Origin of the sequence: Streptomyces sp. NPDC086766, assembly GCF_044746005.1 — a bacterium.
Taxonomy (GTDB): Bacteria; Actinomycetota; Actinomycetes; order Streptomycetales; family Streptomycetaceae; genus Streptomyces.
Window position 1 is genome coordinate 55,923 of record NZ_JBIVBI010000008.1, and the last position, 18,452, is coordinate 74,374.

Annotated in this window: 20 protein-coding genes; 13 read left to right on the forward strand and 7 right to left on the reverse strand. The window is 72.5% G+C overall.

The annotated features are described in order from the left end of the window. Positions 1 to 80 precede the first annotated feature (80 nt). From ACIPM1_RS17090 to ACIPM1_RS17115, 6 genes are all read left to right on the forward strand, one after another. A complete protein-coding gene (locus ACIPM1_RS17090) occupies positions 81 to 1,289 on the forward strand; it encodes a pyridoxal phosphate-dependent aminotransferase (protein ID WP_402434980.1) in 1,209 nt (402 codons plus the stop codon). Positions 1,290 to 1,409: 120 nt separating this feature from the next. Beyond that, the gene (locus tag ACIPM1_RS17095; RefSeq protein WP_356184073.1) at positions 1,410 to 2,015 is read left to right on the forward strand and encodes a histidine phosphatase family protein; all 606 of its coding nucleotides are present in this window, start codon (positions 1,410 to 1,412) and stop codon (positions 2,013 to 2,015) included. 139 nt (positions 2,016 to 2,154) lie between these two features. Further along, on the forward strand, positions 2,155 to 2,781 hold the full coding sequence (locus tag ACIPM1_RS17100; RefSeq protein ID WP_402434983.1) for a hypothetical protein: 627 nt from the start codon (positions 2,155 to 2,157) through the stop codon (positions 2,779 to 2,781). A gap of 74 nt (positions 2,782 to 2,855) precedes the next feature. Next, complete coding sequence (locus ACIPM1_RS17105) at positions 2,856 to 3,278, forward strand: acyl-CoA thioesterase (RefSeq protein ID WP_402434985.1); 423 nt, start codon at positions 2,856 to 2,858, stop codon at positions 3,276 to 3,278. Between the two features lie 151 nt (positions 3,279 to 3,429). Beyond that, positions 3,430 to 4,356: a class A beta-lactamase gene (bla, locus tag ACIPM1_RS17110; RefSeq protein ID WP_402434988.1), complete on the forward strand. Its 927-nt coding sequence runs from the start codon at positions 3,430 to 3,432 to the stop codon at positions 4,354 to 4,356. Positions 4,357 to 4,422: 66 nt separating this feature from the next. After that, complete coding sequence (locus tag ACIPM1_RS17115) at positions 4,423 to 5,034, forward strand: 3'-5' exoribonuclease domain-containing protein (protein ID WP_402434990.1); 612 nt, start codon at positions 4,423 to 4,425, stop codon at positions 5,032 to 5,034. Between the two features lie 12 nt (positions 5,035 to 5,046). Here ACIPM1_RS17115 and ACIPM1_RS17120 read toward each other — a convergent pair whose 3' ends face one another. The 7 genes from ACIPM1_RS17120 to ACIPM1_RS17150 form a co-directional block, all read right to left on the reverse strand. Beyond that, entirely contained in the window at positions 5,047 to 6,372 is a 1,326-nt protein-coding gene (locus ACIPM1_RS17120; RefSeq protein WP_402435477.1) for a nucleobase:cation symporter-2 family protein, read from the reverse strand. A gap of 350 nt (positions 6,373 to 6,722) precedes the next feature. Then, on the reverse strand, positions 6,723 to 8,102 hold the full coding sequence (locus ACIPM1_RS17125) for an 8-oxoguanine deaminase (RefSeq protein WP_402434993.1): 1,380 nt from the start codon (positions 8,100 to 8,102) through the stop codon (positions 6,723 to 6,725). Between the two features lie 117 nt (positions 8,103 to 8,219). Next, positions 8,220 to 9,113: a factor-independent urate hydroxylase gene (pucL, locus tag ACIPM1_RS17130; protein WP_402434995.1), complete on the reverse strand. Its 894-nt coding sequence runs from the start codon at positions 9,111 to 9,113 to the stop codon at positions 8,220 to 8,222. A gap of 7 nt (positions 9,114 to 9,120) precedes the next feature. Beyond that, positions 9,121 to 9,519, reverse strand: a complete 399-nt coding sequence (gene uraH / locus ACIPM1_RS17135; protein WP_402434998.1) for a hydroxyisourate hydrolase — start codon at positions 9,517 to 9,519, stop codon at positions 9,121 to 9,123. Next, positions 9,516 to 10,031 (reverse strand): 2-oxo-4-hydroxy-4-carboxy-5-ureidoimidazoline decarboxylase, encoded by a 516-nt coding sequence (gene uraD / locus ACIPM1_RS17140; protein WP_402435001.1) that lies wholly within the window; start codon positions 10,029 to 10,031, stop codon positions 9,516 to 9,518. The genes uraH and uraD overlap by 4 nt, the downstream gene beginning before the upstream one ends. Before the next feature lie 118 nt (positions 10,032 to 10,149). Next, positions 10,150 to 10,518 carry a helix-turn-helix domain-containing protein gene (locus ACIPM1_RS17145; protein ID WP_356195552.1) on the reverse strand — a complete coding sequence of 123 codons (369 nt, stop codon included), beginning with the start codon at positions 10,516 to 10,518 and terminating at the stop codon, positions 10,150 to 10,152. After that, a complete protein-coding gene (locus tag ACIPM1_RS17150) occupies positions 10,515 to 10,763 on the reverse strand; it encodes a hypothetical protein (RefSeq protein ID WP_356195554.1) in 249 nt (82 codons plus the stop codon). The genes ACIPM1_RS17145 and ACIPM1_RS17150 overlap by 4 nt, the downstream gene beginning before the upstream one ends. Positions 10,764 to 11,025: 262 nt before the next feature. Here ACIPM1_RS17150 and ACIPM1_RS17155 point away from each other — a divergent pair, with 262 nt between their 5' ends. The 7 genes from ACIPM1_RS17155 (at position 11,026) to ACIPM1_RS17185 (ending at position 18,228) form a co-directional block, all read left to right on the forward strand. Further along, the gene (locus ACIPM1_RS17155; RefSeq protein ID WP_402435481.1) at positions 11,026 to 12,069 is read left to right on the forward strand and encodes a lytic transglycosylase domain-containing protein; all 1,044 of its coding nucleotides are present in this window, start codon (positions 11,026 to 11,028) and stop codon (positions 12,067 to 12,069) included. 54 nt (positions 12,070 to 12,123) lie between these two features. After that, positions 12,124 to 13,233: a sigma-70 family RNA polymerase sigma factor gene (locus tag ACIPM1_RS17160; protein WP_402435005.1), complete on the forward strand. Its 1,110-nt coding sequence runs from the start codon at positions 12,124 to 12,126 to the stop codon at positions 13,231 to 13,233. A gap of 165 nt (positions 13,234 to 13,398) precedes the next feature. Beyond that, positions 13,399 to 14,337 (forward strand): ABC transporter ATP-binding protein, encoded by a 939-nt coding sequence (locus ACIPM1_RS17165; protein WP_402435008.1) that lies wholly within the window; start codon positions 13,399 to 13,401, stop codon positions 14,335 to 14,337. After that, positions 14,334 to 15,104, forward strand: a complete 771-nt coding sequence (locus ACIPM1_RS17170; RefSeq protein WP_392192482.1) for an MlaE family ABC transporter permease — start codon at positions 14,334 to 14,336, stop codon at positions 15,102 to 15,104. The genes ACIPM1_RS17165 and ACIPM1_RS17170 overlap by 4 nt, the downstream gene beginning before the upstream one ends. Before the next feature lie 3 nt (positions 15,105 to 15,107). Continuing rightward, on the forward strand, positions 15,108 to 15,923 hold the full coding sequence (locus tag ACIPM1_RS17175) for an ABC transporter permease (RefSeq protein WP_356195560.1): 816 nt from the start codon (positions 15,108 to 15,110) through the stop codon (positions 15,921 to 15,923). A 5-nt stretch (positions 15,924 to 15,928) separates the two neighbouring features. Beyond that, a complete protein-coding gene (locus ACIPM1_RS17180) occupies positions 15,929 to 17,176 on the forward strand; it encodes an MCE family protein (protein ID WP_402435013.1) in 1,248 nt (415 codons plus the stop codon). Further along, entirely contained in the window at positions 17,173 to 18,228 is a 1,056-nt protein-coding gene (locus ACIPM1_RS17185; protein ID WP_402435016.1) for an MCE family protein, read from the forward strand. The genes ACIPM1_RS17180 and ACIPM1_RS17185 overlap by 4 nt, the downstream gene beginning before the upstream one ends. Positions 18,229 to 18,452 lie beyond the last annotated feature (224 nt).

Here is an 18,452-nt window from a genome sequence, read left to right on the forward strand (position 1 = left end):
AGTCTAGCCATGTTGTTGGACTTTCCAAGCTCGCGCTTGGTAAAACCAAGCAACACCAGTCTCCGGAGGGGAAGCGGCGCATGGAGTTCCGGCAGTCGAGCAAGCTCAGCGAGGTCTGTTACGAGATCCGCGGCCCGGTCATCGAGCACGCCAACGCGCTGGAGGAGGCCGGGCACAGCGTGCTGCGCCTCAACACCGGCAACCCCGCGCTCTTCGGCTTCGAGGCGCCGGAGGAGATCCTCCAGGACATGATCCGGATGCTGCCGCAGGCGCACGGCTACACCGACTCGCGCGGTGTGCTCTCCGCCCGCCGGGCGGTCGCCCAGCGCTACCAGACCCTCGGCCTGGAGGTGGACGTCGACGACGTCTTCCTGGGCAACGGCGTCTCCGAGCTGGTGTCGATGGCGGTACAGGCGCTGGTCGAGGACGGCGACGAGATCCTCGTCCCGGCACCGGACTTCCCGCTCTGGACGGCCGTGACCACCCTGGCCGGCGGCAAGGCGGTCCACTACCTGTGCGACGAGCGGGCCGACTGGTACCCCGACCTCGACGACATGGCCTCGAAGGTCACCGACCGCACCAGGGCCGTCGTGATCATCAACCCGAACAACCCGACCGGCGCGGTCTACCCCAAGGAGATCCTGGAGGGCATCCTCGACCTCGCCCGCCGCCACGGCCTCATGGTGTTCGCCGACGAGATCTACGACCAGATCCTCTACGACGACGCGGTGCACCACTCGACCGCCGCCCTCGCCCCCGACCTGGTGGTCCTCACCTTCTGCGGCCTGTCGAAGACGTACCGGGTGGCGGGCTTCCGCTCGGGCTGGCTGGTCGTCACCGGCCCGAGGCAGCACGCGAAGGACTACCTGGAGGGCCTGACCATGCTGGCCTCCATGCGCCTGTGCGCCAACGCGCCCGCCCAGTACGCCATCCAGGCCGCGCTCGGGGGCCGCCAGTCCGTCCACGACCTCACCGCGCCGGGCGGGAGGCTGCGCGAACAGCGCGACGTGGCCTGGGAGAAGCTCAACGAGATCCCCGGCGTCTCGTGCGTGAAGCCCAAGGGCGCGCTGTACGCCTTCCCCCGACTGGACCCCAAGGTGCACCGGATCCACGACGACGAGAAGTTCGTCCTGGACCTGCTGCTGCGCGAGAAGATCCAGGTCGTCCAGGGCACGGGCTTCAACTGGCCGGCACCGGACCACTTCCGCATCCTCACCCTGCCGCACACCGACGACCTGGAGGCGGCGATCGGCCGCATCGGCCGCTTCCTCGGCGGGTACCGGCAGTGACGGACGGCCGTCCCGCACGCGCCGGTCCGGCAGCAGCGGCCCGCGGGACCGGATGCGCCGGTCCGGCGGGACGGCGACAATGGGTCACCGTGCCGACGGGCACGGGAGGAAGGGCGCGACGTGGGTGATCTCTTTCTCGTCCGGCACGGGGAGACCGAGTGGTCCCGTTCCGGGCGGCACACCGGCCGGACGGACGTCCCGCTGACCGAGCACGGCCGGGAGGAGGCGCGCCGGCTGGTGCCGCTGGTCCGCTCCCACCGGATCGGTGCCGCGTTCGTCAGCCCGTCGCAGCGGGCCCGGGAGACGGCCCAGCTGATCGGGGTCCAGGACGCCCGCGTCGACGCGGACCTGCGGGAGTGGGACTACGGCGGCTACGAGGGCGTGACGACCCCCGACATCCAGCGCACCCGGCCCGGCTGGTTCCTGTTCACCGACGGCGTCGCCCCGGGGCCGCCGGAGCACCCCGGGGAGACGCCCGAGCAGGTCGGGGAGCGGGCCGACCGGATGCTCGCCAAGGTGGACGCCGCGCTCGCCAACACCGAGGGCATCGTCCTGCTGGTGGCGCACGGGCACTTCCTGCGGGTGCTCACCGCCCGGCGGCTCGGCCTGGAACCCGCGGCGGGCGCGCTGTTCCAGCTGGCCACGGGCACGGTGTGCCGGCTGGGCACGGAGCACGGGCGGCCGGTGATCGCGGGCTGGAACATCCGGCCCGGCGTCCCCGCGTGAGCGGGCGGACGCCCGGCGCCCGCTCGACTGTCGTACCCCCGTCGTAGTCTTCCGAGTGGCCGGCCGCGTGCCCGACCGGGGGCGCCGTCAGGCCGTCGACAACGCCGTGCGCCGGCCGGACGGGGGAGGAGAGGACGCCGTGACACGACCGCCGACCGCCGCCCAGCGCCGGGTCATCGACGCCGCCGACCCGGCGACCGGACGGCTCAGCGGCACGCAGGCGCAGCTCGCGGCCCTGGTGCGACGGGGCCTCGCCTTCCGGCACCCGCGCCCGCCGCACGACCACTTCCTGACCCCGGCGGGACATCGGGTGCGCGAGGCGGAGCCGCAGGCCCCGGCGCCCGTGGAGGCACCCGCGCCCACCGGCGTGTTCTCCGCACGCGTCGGAGGTGAGGAGGAGCCGGACGGCGCCGGGCCCGCCCGGGACCGGGAGGTGCGCAGCGCGTGGGAGGGACTGCTCGAACTGCGCCGGATGACCGATCCGCACGGCGCCACGGACCGGCCCTGCGGCTGGGAGCGCGCGCATCTGGTGCAGGCTGCCGCGCTGGCCCTGGAGGCGGGCGGGCACCGCCCGGCGGGCCCGGACGGCGACGGGTACCGGGTGCGGGCGACCCCGCAGCCGGAGGCGGTCGCGGTGTACGAGCCGGACCCCGCGGCGCTGCGGGCCTGCGCGGCCACGCTGGAGCGGGCGGGGTGGCAGTCCGGCGAGTACACCGAGCCGCGGACGAGACGGCGTTATCTGCTGGCCTCGCCGCGCAGGGTGTGACGGCCATGGCCACGGCGGACATGCCAAGATCGGGGCCAGAGCCCACCGAACCGCACAGGGGAGAAGGTCCAGCAGTGAGCGAGCCGTTTTCCGTCCGGGTGACCGTCCGCGGGTACGAGACCGACACGCAGGGGCATCTCAACCAGGCGGTGTACCTCAACTACGCGGAACACGCCCGCTGGTCGCTGCTGCGGGCGGCCGGCATCAGCCAGGCCGGTCTCGTCGCCCGGGGCATCGGCCCGGTGGCCCTGGAGACGACCATCCGCTACCGGCGGGAACTCCTCGCCGGCGACGAGGTGGACGTGACGTGCGCCTTCGAGTGGGGCGGCGGAAAGACCTTCCGGATCGAGCAGACGATCCGCAAGTCCGACGGCACGGTGGCCGCCGAGATCACGGCGGTCGGCGGCCTGCTGGATCTGAAGGCCAGGAAGCTGGTGCCCGACCCGCGAGAGCACTTCAAGGAACTCACCACGGACCCGGGCCTGTTCGGGCTGTAGCCGCGGGTCATGGGCGGACGTGTGACGGCGTCGGCTCCGCAGGGCCCCGAAGGCTCGGCGGGCCGCCGCACCGATCTCGTGGTGCTGATGGAGGACAGCGCCGGGCCCGAGACGGCCCCCCACCGACGACGGACCAAAGGGAGAACCGCGTATGACCAGCGCCACCCCTCTGCCGCGACGCGGCCTGTTCAAGGCCGGCCTGGCCGCCTCGACCGCCGTGGTCGTTCCCGCCTCGGCGGCGTCGGCCGCCTCGGCCGCGCCCGCGGCCGGCTCCGCGGAACTGCGGCACGCCGAAACCGAGTTGCGTGACCTGGAACGGCGGTACGCCGCCCGGTTGGGCGTGTACGCCCGGAACACGCGCACCGGGCGGGTCGTGTCCCACCGGTCGCGGGAGCGGTTCGCGATGTGCTCGACGTTCAAGGCGTTCGCCGCCGCCGCGGTCCTGCGCGACCATGACCGCTGCGCGCCGCTGGACCGGGTGATCGCGTATCCCCCGGCGGACGTCCTGCCGAACTCGCCGGTCACCGAGCGGCACGCCGGGTCCGGCCTGGCGGTGGGTGAACTGTGCGCGGCCGCGATCCGGTACAGCGACAACGCGGCGGGCAACCTCCTGCTGCGTCAGATCGGCGGGCCGGCCGGGCTGACCCGCTTCTTCCGTTCCCTCGGCGACCCGGTGAGCCGGCTCGACCGGTGGGAGACCGACCTGAACACCGCCGTCCCCGGTGACCCGCGCGACACCACGACGCCGGAAGCGCTCGGCAGGAGCTTCGAGCGGCTGACCCTGGGCCGGGCCCTGGCCGACACCGACCGGGAGCAGCTCGTGGACTGGCTGAAGGGCACCGCCACCAGCGGCGAACGGTTTCGCGCCGGGCTCCCGGAGGGCTGGACGGTCGGCGACAAGACGGGCACCGGCGCCTACGCCAGCGCCCACGACATCGGCGTCGCCTGGACGACCAGGAGGACACCGCTCGTGCTGGCCGTGCTGTCGTCGAAGGCGGCCCGGGACGCGACGGTGGACAACGCACTGATCGCCGACGCGGCCCGCGTCCTCGCGCGCGCTCTCGCCCCCGGCGAGTGACCCCCGGGGCGGGACGCGCGGAAACCGGATGCGTTCCGCCCCCGCGGCCTGCGATGCTTCCGGTCCATGGCCGTACGACGTACCAGACCCAGCCTCTGCATCTCCGTCGACATCGAGGCGGACGGGCCGATCCCCGGTCCGTACTCGATGCTGAGCCTCGGCGCCGCGGTCGCGGGGACGCAGGACGCGGAAGGCTTCACGGCCGCCGATCCGACCCGGCACACCTTCTACCGCGAACTGCGTCCGATCAGCACGGAGTTCGTGCCGGAGGCGCTGGCGGTGAGCGGCCTGGACCGGGAGCGGCTCGGCCGGGAGGGGGCCGAGCCGGTGGCCGCGCTCACCGAGTTCACCGACTGGGTGCGCGAGGTGAGCGCGGGAGCGCAGCCGGTGATGTGCGGCTATCCGGCGGCGTTCGACTGGATGTTCCTGTACTGGTACCTGATCCGCTTCACGGGGGCGAGCCCCTTCGGGCACTCGGGGTGCCTGGACATGAAGACGCTGTACGCCGTGAAGGCGGGCCTGCCGTTGCGGGCCGTCGCCAAGGGCACGATGCCGCGCCATCTGCTCTCCCGCCGCAGGCACACGCACCACGCCCTCGACGACGCCGTGGAGCAGGCGGAGCTGCTCGCCAACCTCATGGCGTGGCCGGGTCCGGGGCCCGCCCCGGACGCCGGCTGACGTCGTCGCCGCTCAGTGCACCGCCGCGATCTCCTCCCCCGCCTCCATCGGATGGGTCACGTCCTGGGCCTCCCGGCCCTTGCCCAGGTGGTTGAAGACCAGGTTGAGCAGGACCGCGGTCACGCAGCCGGTCGAGATGCCCGAGTCCAGGACGATCCGCGCGGTCTCGGGGAAGGCGTGGTAGAACCCCGGCGCGGTGATGGGGACGATGCCGACGGCCAGGGAGACGGCGACGATCAGGACGTTGTTGTCCCGGTCGAGTCCGGCCCGTACGAGGGTCTGGATGCCGCTGGCCGCCACCGAGCCGAACAGGACGACGCCCGCGCCGCCGAGCACCGGGCGCGGTACGACGGCGATGAGCGAGGCGGCCGCCGGGCACAGCCCCATCAGCACCAGGAAGCCGCCGCCGAACGCGACGACGAAGCGGCTGCGGACGCGGGTCATGGCGACGAGGCCGATGTTCTGTGCGAAGGCGCTGCACATGAAGCCGTTGAACAGCGGGCTGAGCGCGGAGCCGAGGGTGTCGGCGCGCAGGCCCGCGGCGATCGTCCTCTCGTCCGCCGGGCGTTCCACGATCTCGCCCAGCGCCAGCATGTCGGCCGTGGACTCGGTCATGGAGACGACCATCACGACGCACATCGACAGGATGGCGGCGATGTGGAACTGCGGGGCGCCGAAGTGGAAGGGCGTCGGGAAGCCGACGAGCCGCGCGTCCGCCACCGGCCCGAAGTCCGTGACGCCGAACGGGACGGCGACCAGGGTGCCGGCGACCAGGCCGAGCAGGACGGCGATCTGCTTGACGAAACCACGGGTGAAGCGGCGCAGCAGCAGGACGAGGACGAGGGTGATGCCCGCCAGGCTGAGGTAGGTGGTCGAACCGTAGTCGTCCGCGGCTGGGTCGGGCCCCTGGGCCCAGCCGAAGGCGACCGGCAGCAGGGAGACACCGATGAGGGTGATCACCGTGCCGGTGACGACGGGCGGGAAGAAGCGGACCGCCTTGCAGAAGACGGGGGCGGCGAGGAAGCCGAGGAGGCCCGCCACGATCACCGCGCCGAAGATGACGGGGAGGGCGTCGGACTTGTCCCCGGTGGAGGCGACGATCGCGGTCATGGGGGCGACACCGGCGAAGGTGACGCCGTTGACGAAGGGCAGCCGGGCGCCGATCTTCCAGATGCCCAGGGTCTGCAGGAAGGTCGCGAGGCCGGCGGTGAACAGGCAGGCGCCGGTGAGGAAGGTCAGTTCGGTGCCGGACAGGCCTATGGCCGCGCCGACGATCAGGGGCGGGGCGACGACTCCCGCGTACATGGCGGCCACGTGCTGCAGACCGCTGGTCGCCATCTTCAGGGCGGCGAGTTTCTCGTCGACGGGGTGGATCCCGTCGACCACGGGGGTCTCGTCAACAGGGTGGGCGGACACGGCGGCTCTCCTCCGGTCGGTTACGCGTCGGCTCCGACGCGGGTTTCAGGGAGGTGGTGCGACGGTCATGGGGGTACCTCCCTGCTCGAGCGAAGCCGAGAGCTTGGGGGAGGGACCGGGGGCGGGGCCCTGGCAGGGCCCCTGGAGGGGACGGTGACCGTCCGGGGCGCGCGCGTCCACGCGCGCCCCGGAGGCGGCCCGCCGCGAACCCCGCTCGGGTCCGCGGCTGCCGGCCGGGAGCCGTCCCTCCCGGCCGGAGTCCCTGGAACTGCTCAGCCCCGCGCGGCGATCCGCGCCAGGCGGCGGGCCTCGTCCCGCGTGGAGCGGGCGATGGCGTCCTCGTCTGCGTGCAGCAGCCGCCCGTGCTCGACGATCTGGCGCCCGTCGGCGAAGGAGGCCGTCACCGGGGCGGCCGCGCCGAAGACGAGGGCGGTCACCGGGTCGGCGATGGAGGAGTGGGCCAGGGTGCCGAGGTTCCACAGCACGAGGTCGGCCAGCTTGCCCGGCTCCAGGGAGCCGATCTGGTCGGCGCGGCCGAGGACCTGGGCGCCTCCGTAGGTGCCGAGGCGCAGTGCCCGACGGGCGCTCAGGGCGGCCTCGCGGTGCGGGCCGAGACGGTTGATCAGCAGGGCGTTGCGCAGTTCGGTGTGGAGTTCGCCGGACTCGTTGGAGGCGGTGCCGTCGACGCCGAGGCCGACCGGGACACCGGCGGCGAGCATGTCGGGGACGCGGGCGATGCCGGCGGCGAGGCGGGCGTTGGAGGAGGGGCAGTGGGCGACGCCGGTCCCGGTCCGGGCGAAGGCGGCGATGTCGGAGTCGTTCATGTGGACGCAGTGCGCCATCCACACGTCCGGGCCGAGCCAGCCGGTGGACTCGAAGTAGTCGGTGGGGCCCATGCCGAACAGCTCGTGGCAGAACTTCTCCTCCTCCACCGTCTCCGAGCCGTGGGTGTGCAGCCGTACGCCCTTGCGGCGGGCCAGTTCGGCGCCCTGCCTCAGCAGGTCGGTGGTGACGGAGAAGGGCGAGCAGGGGGCGACGGCCACCTGGGTCATGGCGTCGAAGGAGGCGTCGTGGTGCTCGTCGACGGTGGCCTCGGTGGCGGCCAGCGCGTCCTCGAGGCTCTCGACGGCGAAGTCCGGCGGCAGCCCGCCGTCCGACTCGCCGCGGTCCATGGAGCCGCGGGCCAGGGTGAAGCGGACGCCCATCTCGCGGGCGGCGCGGATGATCGTGCCGGACAGGTCGCCGCAGCCGCGCGGGAAGACGTAGTGGTGGTCCATCGCGGTGGTGACGCCGCCGCGGGCCATCATCGCGAGCGAGCCCTGGGCGGCCGCGTGCACCATCGGCTCGTCGATGCGCGCCCAGGTCGGGTACAGCGCTACCAGCCAGTCGAACAGGTTGTGGTCGGTGGCCAGGCCCCGGGTGATCCACTGGTAGAAGTGGTGGTGGGTGTTGACCAGTCCGGGCGTGGCCAGGTGCCCGGTGGCGTCGATGCGGCGGTCGACGTTCTCCAGGCCGTCGGGGGCCCTGCCCGCGCCGAGCGACTCGATGCGGTTGCCCGCGATGACGAGGTGACCGCTCTCGTACTCGGTGTCGTCGGCGTCCACGGTCGCGATCGAGCAGTTCTCGATGACGATGCGCCGGTCTGCTGCCATGGTTCGTCCTTTGCGCTGATGTGGAGAGGGCACGGCAGGACCCCGGGGGATTTGAGTGCCGTGGCCGGGAGGCGGGCTCCCGGCCACGGGTGCCGAGAATGCGGGTTCAGCCGAAGGTCAGAGGTTGGTGAGGTCCGCGGGGATCCGCGCCTCGCAGCCGTCCCGCAGGACGGTGGCCTCGATCAGGCCGTAGGGCCGGTCGGCGGCGAGGTACACCTCGTTGTCGTTCTTCAGCCCGAAGGGCTCCAGGTCGACGAGGAAGTGGTGCTGGTTGGGCATCGAGAAGCGGACCTCGTCGATCTCGCCGCGGTGGTCGATGATCCGCGAACCCATCTGGTACAGCGTCTGCTGCAGGGAGAGGGAGTACGTGTCGGCGAAGGCCTGGAGCATGTGTTTCCGCGTCTGCTCGTAGGACTTCTCCCAGTCGGGCATCTTCTGCGCGTCGTCGGTCCAGTTGAACCGCCAGCGGGCGGACACCCGGGTGGCCAGGATGCGGTCGTACGCCTCCGGGAGCGTCGTGTACTTGTCCTTGACGTAGCCCCAGAACTCGGAGTCGGTCGAGTTCATCACGACGAGGTCCTTGAGGCCGGAGACCACCTCCCACGAGGAGCCGTCGTAGGTGATCTGCGTCAGGCGCGTCTCCTGGCCCTTGCGGACGAAGGAGTGGGCGCCCTTCCCGGCGTGCTCGATCCGGTCCCAGGCGTACTCCTCGACCCGGATGCGGGCCCGGTGGATCGCCCGCTGGCTGGTGACGAAGTGGCGGGCGAGGTGGACGCCGAACTGCTCGGCGGACTCGATGCCGTGCTCCTTGGCGAACGCGAACACGGTGTTCTTGGTGGTGTCGGTCGGCAGGACGTTGGCGTTGGAGCCGGAGTAGTGGACCTCCTCCATGTCGCCGGAGAGGGCGACGGAGACGTTCAGGTCCTTGATGTGGTGGGTGGTGCCGTCGCGCGTGATCCTGACGACCCGGTTCTCGGCCTTGCCGTACTGGTTCTGTCCCAGAACTGCCATGTGTCTGCTAGCTCCCTCGGTAAACGGAGTAGCCGAACGGGTTGAGCAGCAGCGGTACGTGGTAGTGCTCGCCCGGCACGACGGCGAAGGTGATCGCCACCTCGGGGAAGAACACCGCGCCGGCACCGCTGTCCCGATTCGCGGGGGCGTCCTGCTGCGCCTCGGCTCGCTTCTTCTCGAAGTACGGCTCGACGGCGAAGTCCAGCCGTACGTGGGTGGTTCCCTCCGGCAGGGCCGGCAGGTCCCTGCACCGCCCGTCCGCGTCGGTCGCGGAGCCGCCGAGCGCCTGCCAGTCCGCGTCCCGGCCGCCGCGGGCGAGGAGGTGGACGGCGACGCCCGCGGCGGGGCGGCCGACACTGGTGTCCAGGATGTGCGTGGACACGGAGGCGGTGGTCTCGGTGCTCATGCGGTTCCCTCTTCGAGGAGTCGGGCCAGCCGGATGCGGTTGATCTTTCCCAGTTCGGTGCGGACGATCTCCCGCTCCCGCTCCGGCGCGTTGCCGAGCCGCTCCTTGACCGCGTCCCGCATCTGCTCGCCGGTCCGGCCGGTGGCGCAGATGAGGAAGACGTGGCCGAATCTCTCCTGGTAGGCCAGGTTGAGTTCCAGCATCTCCGCCCTGAGCTCGTCGGAGGCGCAGGCCATGCCCCGCTGCTCGCGGGCCGAGGCCGGGTCGCCCGGCTTGGGACGGCCGATCGGCGGGTGGCCGGCCATCGCCTCCCGGAGGTCCTCGACGGTCAGCTCCGCCGTGGCGGCGTCACTGGTGGCGTAGAGGTCTTCGGTGGTGGAGTACGGGCGGGCGGCGAGCAGCCGGCCGCCCCATGCCGTGGAGGCGCACACCTCGTGGAGCGCGGCGCGGGCCGCGGGCTCCTCCAGGGCGTTGAGACGGGCGAGGCCCGGGGGCGTGGCAGTCGAAGTCACGGGTGCCTCCGTGGCCGTTTCGGCCGTCGTGCTGAACGGGCTGCGTTCAGCTAACGCCCTCCGAAAGTCGGCGTCAACACTTTGTTGAAAACTCGGGGTTCAGGGATCCCGATCCGGGTCAGGCCCCCTTCTCGCGGTTGAGGTAGTTGTAGACGGTGAAGCGGCTCACGCCGAGCGCGCTCGCCACGGTCTCCACACCGTGCCGCACCGAGAAGGCGCCGCGCGCCTCCAGGACCCGTACGACCTCCTGCTTGGTCTTGCGGTCCAGCTCGGCCAGCGGCTTGCCCCGCTTGCGCTCCATGGCGGCCAGGATGTGGTCCAGGGAGTCGGCCAGCTGCGGCAGGCGTACAGCGACCGCGTCGGCGCCCTGCCAGGAGAGCACCACGTCGTCGGGGCCGGCCTCGTCCGGCGGGAGCATCTCGCCGCCGATCGCGTCGACCAGCGGTTTCACGGCCGCGATGAAGGTCTCGTCCCCCGCACCGGTCACCGGCCCTCCCCGAGGACGTTGACCTGCAGCGAGATCCGGGTGGCACCGGCCTGAAGGCTCCTGCGCAGCAGGGTGTCCACGGCGGTGAGCACGGCGTCGGCGCCGCCCTCGGCCGTGTTGCCGAACGGGCCTACGTCGACCGCGTCCAGCTCGGCGGCCTCTATCACCTCGCGGGCCGCCAGCGCGTGCGCCGGTGCCTCGTCGAGGTCGAAGGGCTCGGTCGTGAACTCCACTCTCAGTCGCACTGTGCCCCCATGGCATCCGCTCCGACCCGCGCGTTCCGCCAGGTCCGCGGTCGGGGCCGGACCACCTCGGCCGCTTGGTGAGACCTTAACGGACGCGTGTGCGGACCCGGCCGCGGAAATCCACCGCCCCGCGCGACGGACGCGCCGCCCGGCCGCGTAGAGCAGATGACGCGCATCCGCACAGGGAGGGGACGGCACCGTGGCACGGACAGGCAAGGGCGCACTTCGGGGGGCGAGGGGCACGGCGCTCGCGGCGGCGGCCATGGCGGCGCTGACCGCGTCCCAGGCGCCGGGCGCGTTTCCGGCCGGGGCCTCGGAGCCGGCGCCGCGGGCGGCGCCGGCCGATCACGGCCCCAGCGTCTCCGGTGACACGCCGTACCGCACCGTGCTGCCGCCGCTGCGGACCGGGACGACCGGGACGACCGGGAAGCCGAAGGAGGACGTCGGGCCGGAGGCCACGGGCGGCGCCCTGCCGGCGAGCGTCTTCGCGGCCTACCGGCGCGCCGAGGCGGAGCTGGCGCGCAGCGCGCCGGGGTGCCGGCTGCGCTGGCAACTGCTCGCGGCGATCGGGCAGGTGGAGTCGGGGCAGGCGCGGGGCGGCCGGGTGGCTCCGGACGGTACGGCCGTGCCGCCGATCCTCGGCCCGAGGCTGGCCGGCGGCGCCTTCGCGGTCGTCCGCGACACCGACGGCGGCGCCTACGACGGGGACGCGGAGTTCGACCGCGCGGTCGGCCCGATGCAGTTCATCCCGTCGACCTGGGCCCGCTGGGGCGTGGACGGCAACGGCGACGGACGGGCGGACCCGGACAACGTCTTCGACGCGGCCCTCGCCGCCGGGCGCTACCTGTGCGCGGGCGGGCGGGACCTGTCCGACCCGGCCGAACTGGACCGGGCGATCCTCGGCTACAACCACTCGGAGGTCTATCTGCGCACGGTCAGGGCCTGGTACGCGTACTTCCTGGACGGCCACCGGGTCGTGCCCGACCTGCCGGCCGGGTCCCCGGGACGGCCGGAGCCGTCAAGGCCGGGGCGGCCGAAGCCCTCCCCGCGGCCGCGGGCCCATCGGCCCGGGCCGGCGGGCGCCCCGGCGTCCTCCGCGCCGTCCGCGGCGCCGTCCACGCCCTCCCCCACCCCGTCCGGCACGGCGGCGGCAGGGCGGGAGACGGACGCGCCGGCGCTTCCGGTCCCCACCCCGAGCCTCACACTGCCCACGAGCACCGCACTGCCCACTGACGGCCTGCTGACCAGCGACGGCGGGAATCCGATCGGCGCCGCCCCCTCCCCAACCGCCGCTACCCGGCGGTAATGTCGCCACCCGCCGGACGGAACGGGTCCGGCGGGTGAGCGCGAAGGGGCCCTCATGGCGACGGACACGCCCGCGGAGACGTCCGGGGACACGGCGGCCGGCATACAGGCGGCCCACGACCGCTGGCAGCGCATGTGGAGTCACCGTGAGCACCTGCTCAAGGTGGCCCGGCGCCGGTCGATGAGCCCGGAGGACGCCGAGGACGCCGTGCACGAGGCCATGCTGCGCGCCGCCGAGCGCCCGGACCTCGACGACGACCGCCTCGCCGCCTGGCTGACCACCGTGACGATGCGGCTGTGCGTCGACCGGTACCGGCAGGTCAACCGGGAGGCCGAGGTACGCAGCAGCCCCACCCTCGCGGCGCCGGTCCCGGTGCCCGTCGAGGAGGCGGTGTGCGACCGCGCCGAGGCGAAGTGGGTGGCGGTGCGCAGCGGTGAGCTGCCCGCCCGTCAGGCGGAGGCCCTGCGGCTGAGGTCGCAGGACCTGGACGTCGGCCAGGTCGCCGTGCGGATGGGCCTGAGCTACCGGACCGTCGAGTCGCTGCTGGCGCGGGCGCGGCGCACGCTGCGCGCCTCGCTGGCCGGGACGCTCGGGGTCGCGCTGTTCCTCATCGGGCACGGCCGGCCGCGCGCGGGCGGCAAGGCGCAGGCCGCGGCGGTCACCTCGACGGCGGCGACCCTGGTGGTCGCGGGGCTGGTGCTGCCGTTCACGCTCCACTCCGACGGAGGCGGGGGCGGCACGGACACACCGTCGTGGCGGGCGCCCGTGTCCAGCGGCGCACCGGCGTTCCGGACCGACGACTCCGGTCAGGTGCCCGCCCCGGCGGTGCGGCGGCCCTTGCCCACGGCGTCCGCGGCCCCGCACGGCGGCGCGACGGCTCCGGCGACCGGCGGAACGTTCCTGCCGCTGTCCGTGCCGTCGCTGCCCGAGGTCCCGCCGTCCCCGCTCGCGGGGTTGCCGACCCCGGAGGTGCCCCAGGTGCCCGCGGTTCCGAAGGTTCCGGACCTGCCGGGCTCCTCCGCCCTTCCGTCGCTCCCGCCGCCTCCGTCACTCGGGTCCGCCGGGGCCCTCACGTCGCCCCAGGCGAAGCCGGACACATCCGCCGTGCCGTCCCCCTCGCTCTCCGCCCCCGCACCGGGCGCGCCCACCGGAGCGCTGCCGTAGGGCCTCTCCTTCGGATCCTGCCGGGGCACGAAGAAGGGCCCTGGCCCGCCGAACGCCCCGTCAAACCAGCCCAGGAAAAAAATTTCGCGGGCCTCGCGACGGACGCCCCGCCCCTCCCCGTAGAGCAGGTGTACGAGCTGCTCCCGCGGGCGAAGGGTGTACCGGATGGGTGTCGAGATCTGTGTGGAAGGGCTGACCAAGTCCTTCGGTCACCAGGTCATCTGGCAGGACGTCTCGCTGACACTGCCCGCCGGGGAGGTCTCGGTCATGCTCGGCCCCTCGGGCACGGGCAAGTCGGTGTTCCTCAAGACGCTCGTCGGGCTGCTCAAGCCGGACCGCGGATCGGTCCGGATCGCGGGCCGCGACATCACCAGGCTGCGTGAGCGCGACCTGTACGAGGTGCGGAAGCTGTTCGGCGTGCTGTTCCAGGACGGCGCGCTGTTCGGCTCGATGAACCTGTACGACAACATCGCCTTCCCCCTGCGCGAGCACACCCGCAAGTCCGAGAGCGAGATCCGGCGGATCGTGCTGGAGAAGATGGACATGGTCGGGCTGCTCGGCTCCGAGGGGAAGCTGCCGGGCGAGATCTCCGGCGGGATGCGCAAACGCGCCGGGCTCGCCCGGGCGCTGGTGCTCGACCCGGAGATCATCCTCTTCGACGAGCCGGACTCCGGCCTCGACCCGGTGCGCGTGGCGTACCTGAACCAGCTGATCGTCGACCTCAACGCGCAGATCGACGCGACCTTCCTGATCGTCACGCACGACATCGCCTCGGCCCGCCAGGTGCCCGACAACATCGGGCTGCTGTTCCGGCGCGAGCTGGTGATGTTCGGTCCCCGCGAGCAGTTGCTGACCAGTGACGAGCCGGTCGTGCGCCAGTTCCTGAACGGACGGATGCAGGGCCCGATCGGCATGGCGGAGGAGAAGGACGCGGCCCAGGTCGAGCAGGAACTCGCCGAGCTGGACGCCCCCGCGAAGACTCCCGGCAGCGAGGCGATGACTCCCCGTCTGCTGCCGGGCCCGGGCATCGCCCGGCCGCCGCGATGGGAGGCGATCGCGAGACGGGAGGACGAGCTGCAGCGGAAGGAGGTGAGGAGCGCGTGAGCCTGTCCCCGACCGGAGCGCTGCGGCAATCGGGCAACCTGTTCGCGATGGCGCTCGACGTCGTCCGGGCCCTGCCCCGACGACCCTTCCAGGCACGGGAGTTCATCCAGCAGGCGTGGTTCGTGGCGAGCGTCACCATCCTGCCGACGGCCCTGGTGTCCATCCCCTTCGGCGCGGTCATCGCCCTGCAGATCGGCAGCCTGACCCGGCAGCTGGGCGCCCAGTCCTTCTCCGGGGCCGCCTCGGTGCTGGCCGTCCTGCGCGAGGCCTCGCCCATCGTCACCGCGCTGCTGATCGCGGGCGCGGGCGGCACGGCGATCTGCGCGGACCTCGGGGCGCGCAGGATCCGCGACGAGATCGACGCGATGCAGGTGCTCGGCATCGACCCGATCCACCGGCTCGTCGTCCCCCGCGTGCTGGCCTCGATGGTGGTGGCCGTGCTGCTGAACGGCCTGGTGTCGGTCGTGGGCGTGGCGGGCGGCTACTTCTTCAACGTCGTCCTGCAGAACGGCACGCCCGGCGCCTATCTGGCGTCGTTCACCACCCTCGCCCAGCTGTCGGACCTGTGGGCGGCGGAGTTCAAGGCGCTGGTGTTCGGGGCGATCGCCGCGATCGTCGCCTCCTACAAGGGGCTGACCGCGCAGGGCGGTCCCAAGGGGGTCGGCGACGCCGTCAACCAGTCGGTGGTGATCACCTTCATGCTGCTGTTCGTGACCAACTTCGTGATGACCGCGGTGTACTTCCAGGTCGTCCCGCAGAGGGGCTGAGCGATGTCACTTCTCGAACGCCCCCTGCGCTCCCTGGAGGAGCTGGGCACCCAACTCTCCTTCTACGGCCGCTCGCTGGCCTGGACGGGCCGTACGCTGCGCCGCTACAAGAAGGAGGTCCTGCGGCTGCTCGCCGAGGTGAGCTTCGGCCGGGGCGCGCTCGCCGTCGTGGGCGGCACGGTCGGCGTGATCGCCTTCCTGTCGTTCTTCACCGGCACCGAGGTCGGCCTGCAGGGCTACGCGGCGCTGAACCAGCTCGGCACCTCCAACTTCGTCGCGTTCCTCTCGGCGTACTTCAACACCCGGGAGATCGCCCCGCTGGTGGCCGGGCTCGCCCTGTCGGCGACGGTAGGCGCGGGCTTCACGGCCCAGCTCGGCGCGATGCGCATCAGCGAGGAGACCGACGCGCTGGAGGTGATGGGCGTCCCCTCCCTGCCGTTCCTGGTGACGACCCGGATGATCGCCGGGTTCGTCGCCGTGATCCCGCTGTACGTGGTCGGGCTGCTGTCCTCGTACCTGGCCGCCCGCACCATCACCACCGGCTACTACGGGCAGTCGACCGGCACCTACGACCACTACTTCCACCAGTACCTGCCGCCGGTCGACGTGCTGTGGTCCTTCGGCAAGGTGATCGTCTTCGCGGTCCTGATCATCCTGGTGCACTGCTACTACGGCTACCACGCGAGCGGCGGGCCGGCCGGGGTCGGGGTCGCGGTGGGGCGTGCGGTGCGCACCTCGATCGTCGCCGTCAACGTCCTGGACTTCTTCCTGAGCCTGGCGATCTGGGGCGCCAGCACGACCGTACGGATCGCGGGGTGACACGGGTGAGAGTGCTGAGACTCAGGCTGTACGGGATCGTCTTCCTCGCCGTGCTGGCGCTGCTGCTGTCGCTCGCCGTGGCCGTCTACCGGCAGGCGTTCACCCCGGTCGTGCGCATCACGCTGGAGGCCGACACTCTCGGCAACCAGCTCGATCCGCGGGCCGACGTCAAGCTGCGCGGGCTGCTGGTCGGCGAGGTGCGGGCGGTGCACGCGGACGGCGCGAAGGCCACGCTCGACCTCGCGCTCCAGCCGGAGTACGTCCGGTACATCCCGGCGGACGTGCACGCCCGGCTGCTGCCCAAGACGCTGTTCGGCGAGAAGTACGTCGACCTCGTGGCCCCCGCCGGCTCCACGGCCCGGTCCGTGCGCGCCGGGGACGTCATCACGCAGGACCGCACCAGGGCCGGCATCGAGGTGCAGCAGCTGATGAACGACCTGCTGCCCCTGCTGCGGACCGTCCGGCCGGGTGAACTCAACGCCACCCTCTCGGCGTTCGCGACCGCGCTGGAGGGACGCGGGGACCGGATCGGCGGCAACCTGACCCGCGTCGACGCCTACCTGCGCCGCCTGAACCCGCATCTGCCGTCCCTGAAGGAGGACATCTCGCGCCTCGCGGACGTGGCTCGGGTGTACGGCGACGCCGCGCCCGACCTGATGGACATCCTGCGCAACACCGTCACCACCAGCCGGACCATCGTGGAGAAGAAGGATCGGCTGGCCGCCGCGCTGCGCGGCACCGCGACGGTCGCGGGCACCGCGCGGGACTTCTTCGACACCAACGGCGACCGGCTGATCACCCTCGGCCGGGTCTCCCGTCCCACGCTGGAGCTCTTCGCCCGCTACTCCCCCGAGTACCCCTGTCTGCTGAACGGCCTGGTCCGGCAGGAGCAGGTGTCGGAGGACGCGTTCCGCGGGGGCGAGATGCGGATCACCCTCGAAGTCGTCCGCCCGCAGGGCGCGTACCGGCCCGGCGAGGAGCCGCGGTACGGCGAGCGGTCGGGGCCCAACTGCCGGGGCATGCCCCATCCGCAGGTGCCCGGGCCCAAGCCCAGACTCGACGACGGTACGTCGTCCGGTGGTTCGGACGGCTCACCGCCCGGAGGTTCCCCCGTGTCCTCGACCGCGGCCGAACAGCGCGCCGTCGCCTCGCTGGTGTCCCCCGTCCTGGGGGTCCCCGCGGACCGCGTGCCGCCCGTCACGACCCTGCTGTTCGGGCCGCTCGCCCGGGGAACGGCGGTGAGCGTCGCATGAGGACGAGGCGCCGTACGGAGACGAGCCGGGCCCGGCGAACCGCCGCGCCGCTGGTCAAGTTCAGCCTCTTCGCGCTGGTCACGATCGTCGCGACGGCTCTGCTCGCCGCCACGATCGTCAATGTCTCCTTCACCCCCGAGGACACGTACCACGCCGTGTTCAGCGACGTCACCGGCCTGGAGAAGGGCGACGACATCCGGGTCGCCGGAGTGCGGGTCGGCCAGGTCGAGGACATCGGGATCAAGGACCGGACGCTGGCGGAGGTCACCTTCACCGTCGCCGCGAACCGCCCGCTGCTCACCAGCACCCGCGCGGTCGTCCGCTACCGCAACCTGGTCGGGCAGCGGTACGTGGCGCTGACCGAGGGCGCGGGCGACGGCACCCGGCTGCGGCCGGACGGCACCATCCCGCTGTCCCGGACCCAGCCCGCGCTGGACCTCAACGCACTGCTGAACGGCTTCAAGCCGCTGTTCGCCGCGCTCAGCCCCAACGACGTCAACCAGCTCGCCACCGAGATCATCCGGACCCTGCAGGGCGAGGGCGGCACGGTGAACAGCCTGCTCGCGCACACCGCGTCGCTCACCACGACGCTCGCGGACCGCGACCGGCTCATCGGCTCCGTGATCGGCAACCTCAACACGGTGCTGGCGACGCTCGACAAGCGCGGTGCCCGCTTCTCCGGACTGCTCACACAGCTGCGCCGGGTGATCTCCGGGCTGTCCGCCGACCGCAAGCCCATCGGAGACTCCCTGGCGAACATCGGCGACCTCACGGACGCCACCGCGGGTCTGCTGACGGACGCGCGACCGGCTCTGAAGGACGACATCGCCGGGCTGAACCGGCTCACCGGAACCATGAACAGGAACGAGAAGACCGTGGAGGGCGTGCTGAAGCGGCTGCCGAACAAGCTCAACACGATGACCGGGACGGCGTCCTACGGCTCGTGGTTCAACTTCTACCTCTGCGACTTCGACGGCCGCATCGTGCTGCCGAAGACGAAGCAGGTGCTCAGCCCCGAGTTCCACGTGGCGCAGGCGAGGTGCGGCGGATGAGCGCGCGCAGTCCGCGGGGCGGGCCCCGGCGCCCGCGCCCCGAACCGCTGTTCACGGTGAAGGTCCTGCCGCCGAAGCTGCCGAGGCCGAGACTGCCCAGGACGCGTGTCCCTTCGCGCGGCGGCGGACGGCCCCGCCCCGAGCCCCTGTTCACGGTGAAGGTCCTGCCGCCGAGGCTGCCGATGCTGCCCAAGCCGAAGCCGCAGCCGACGCTCACGCCGACG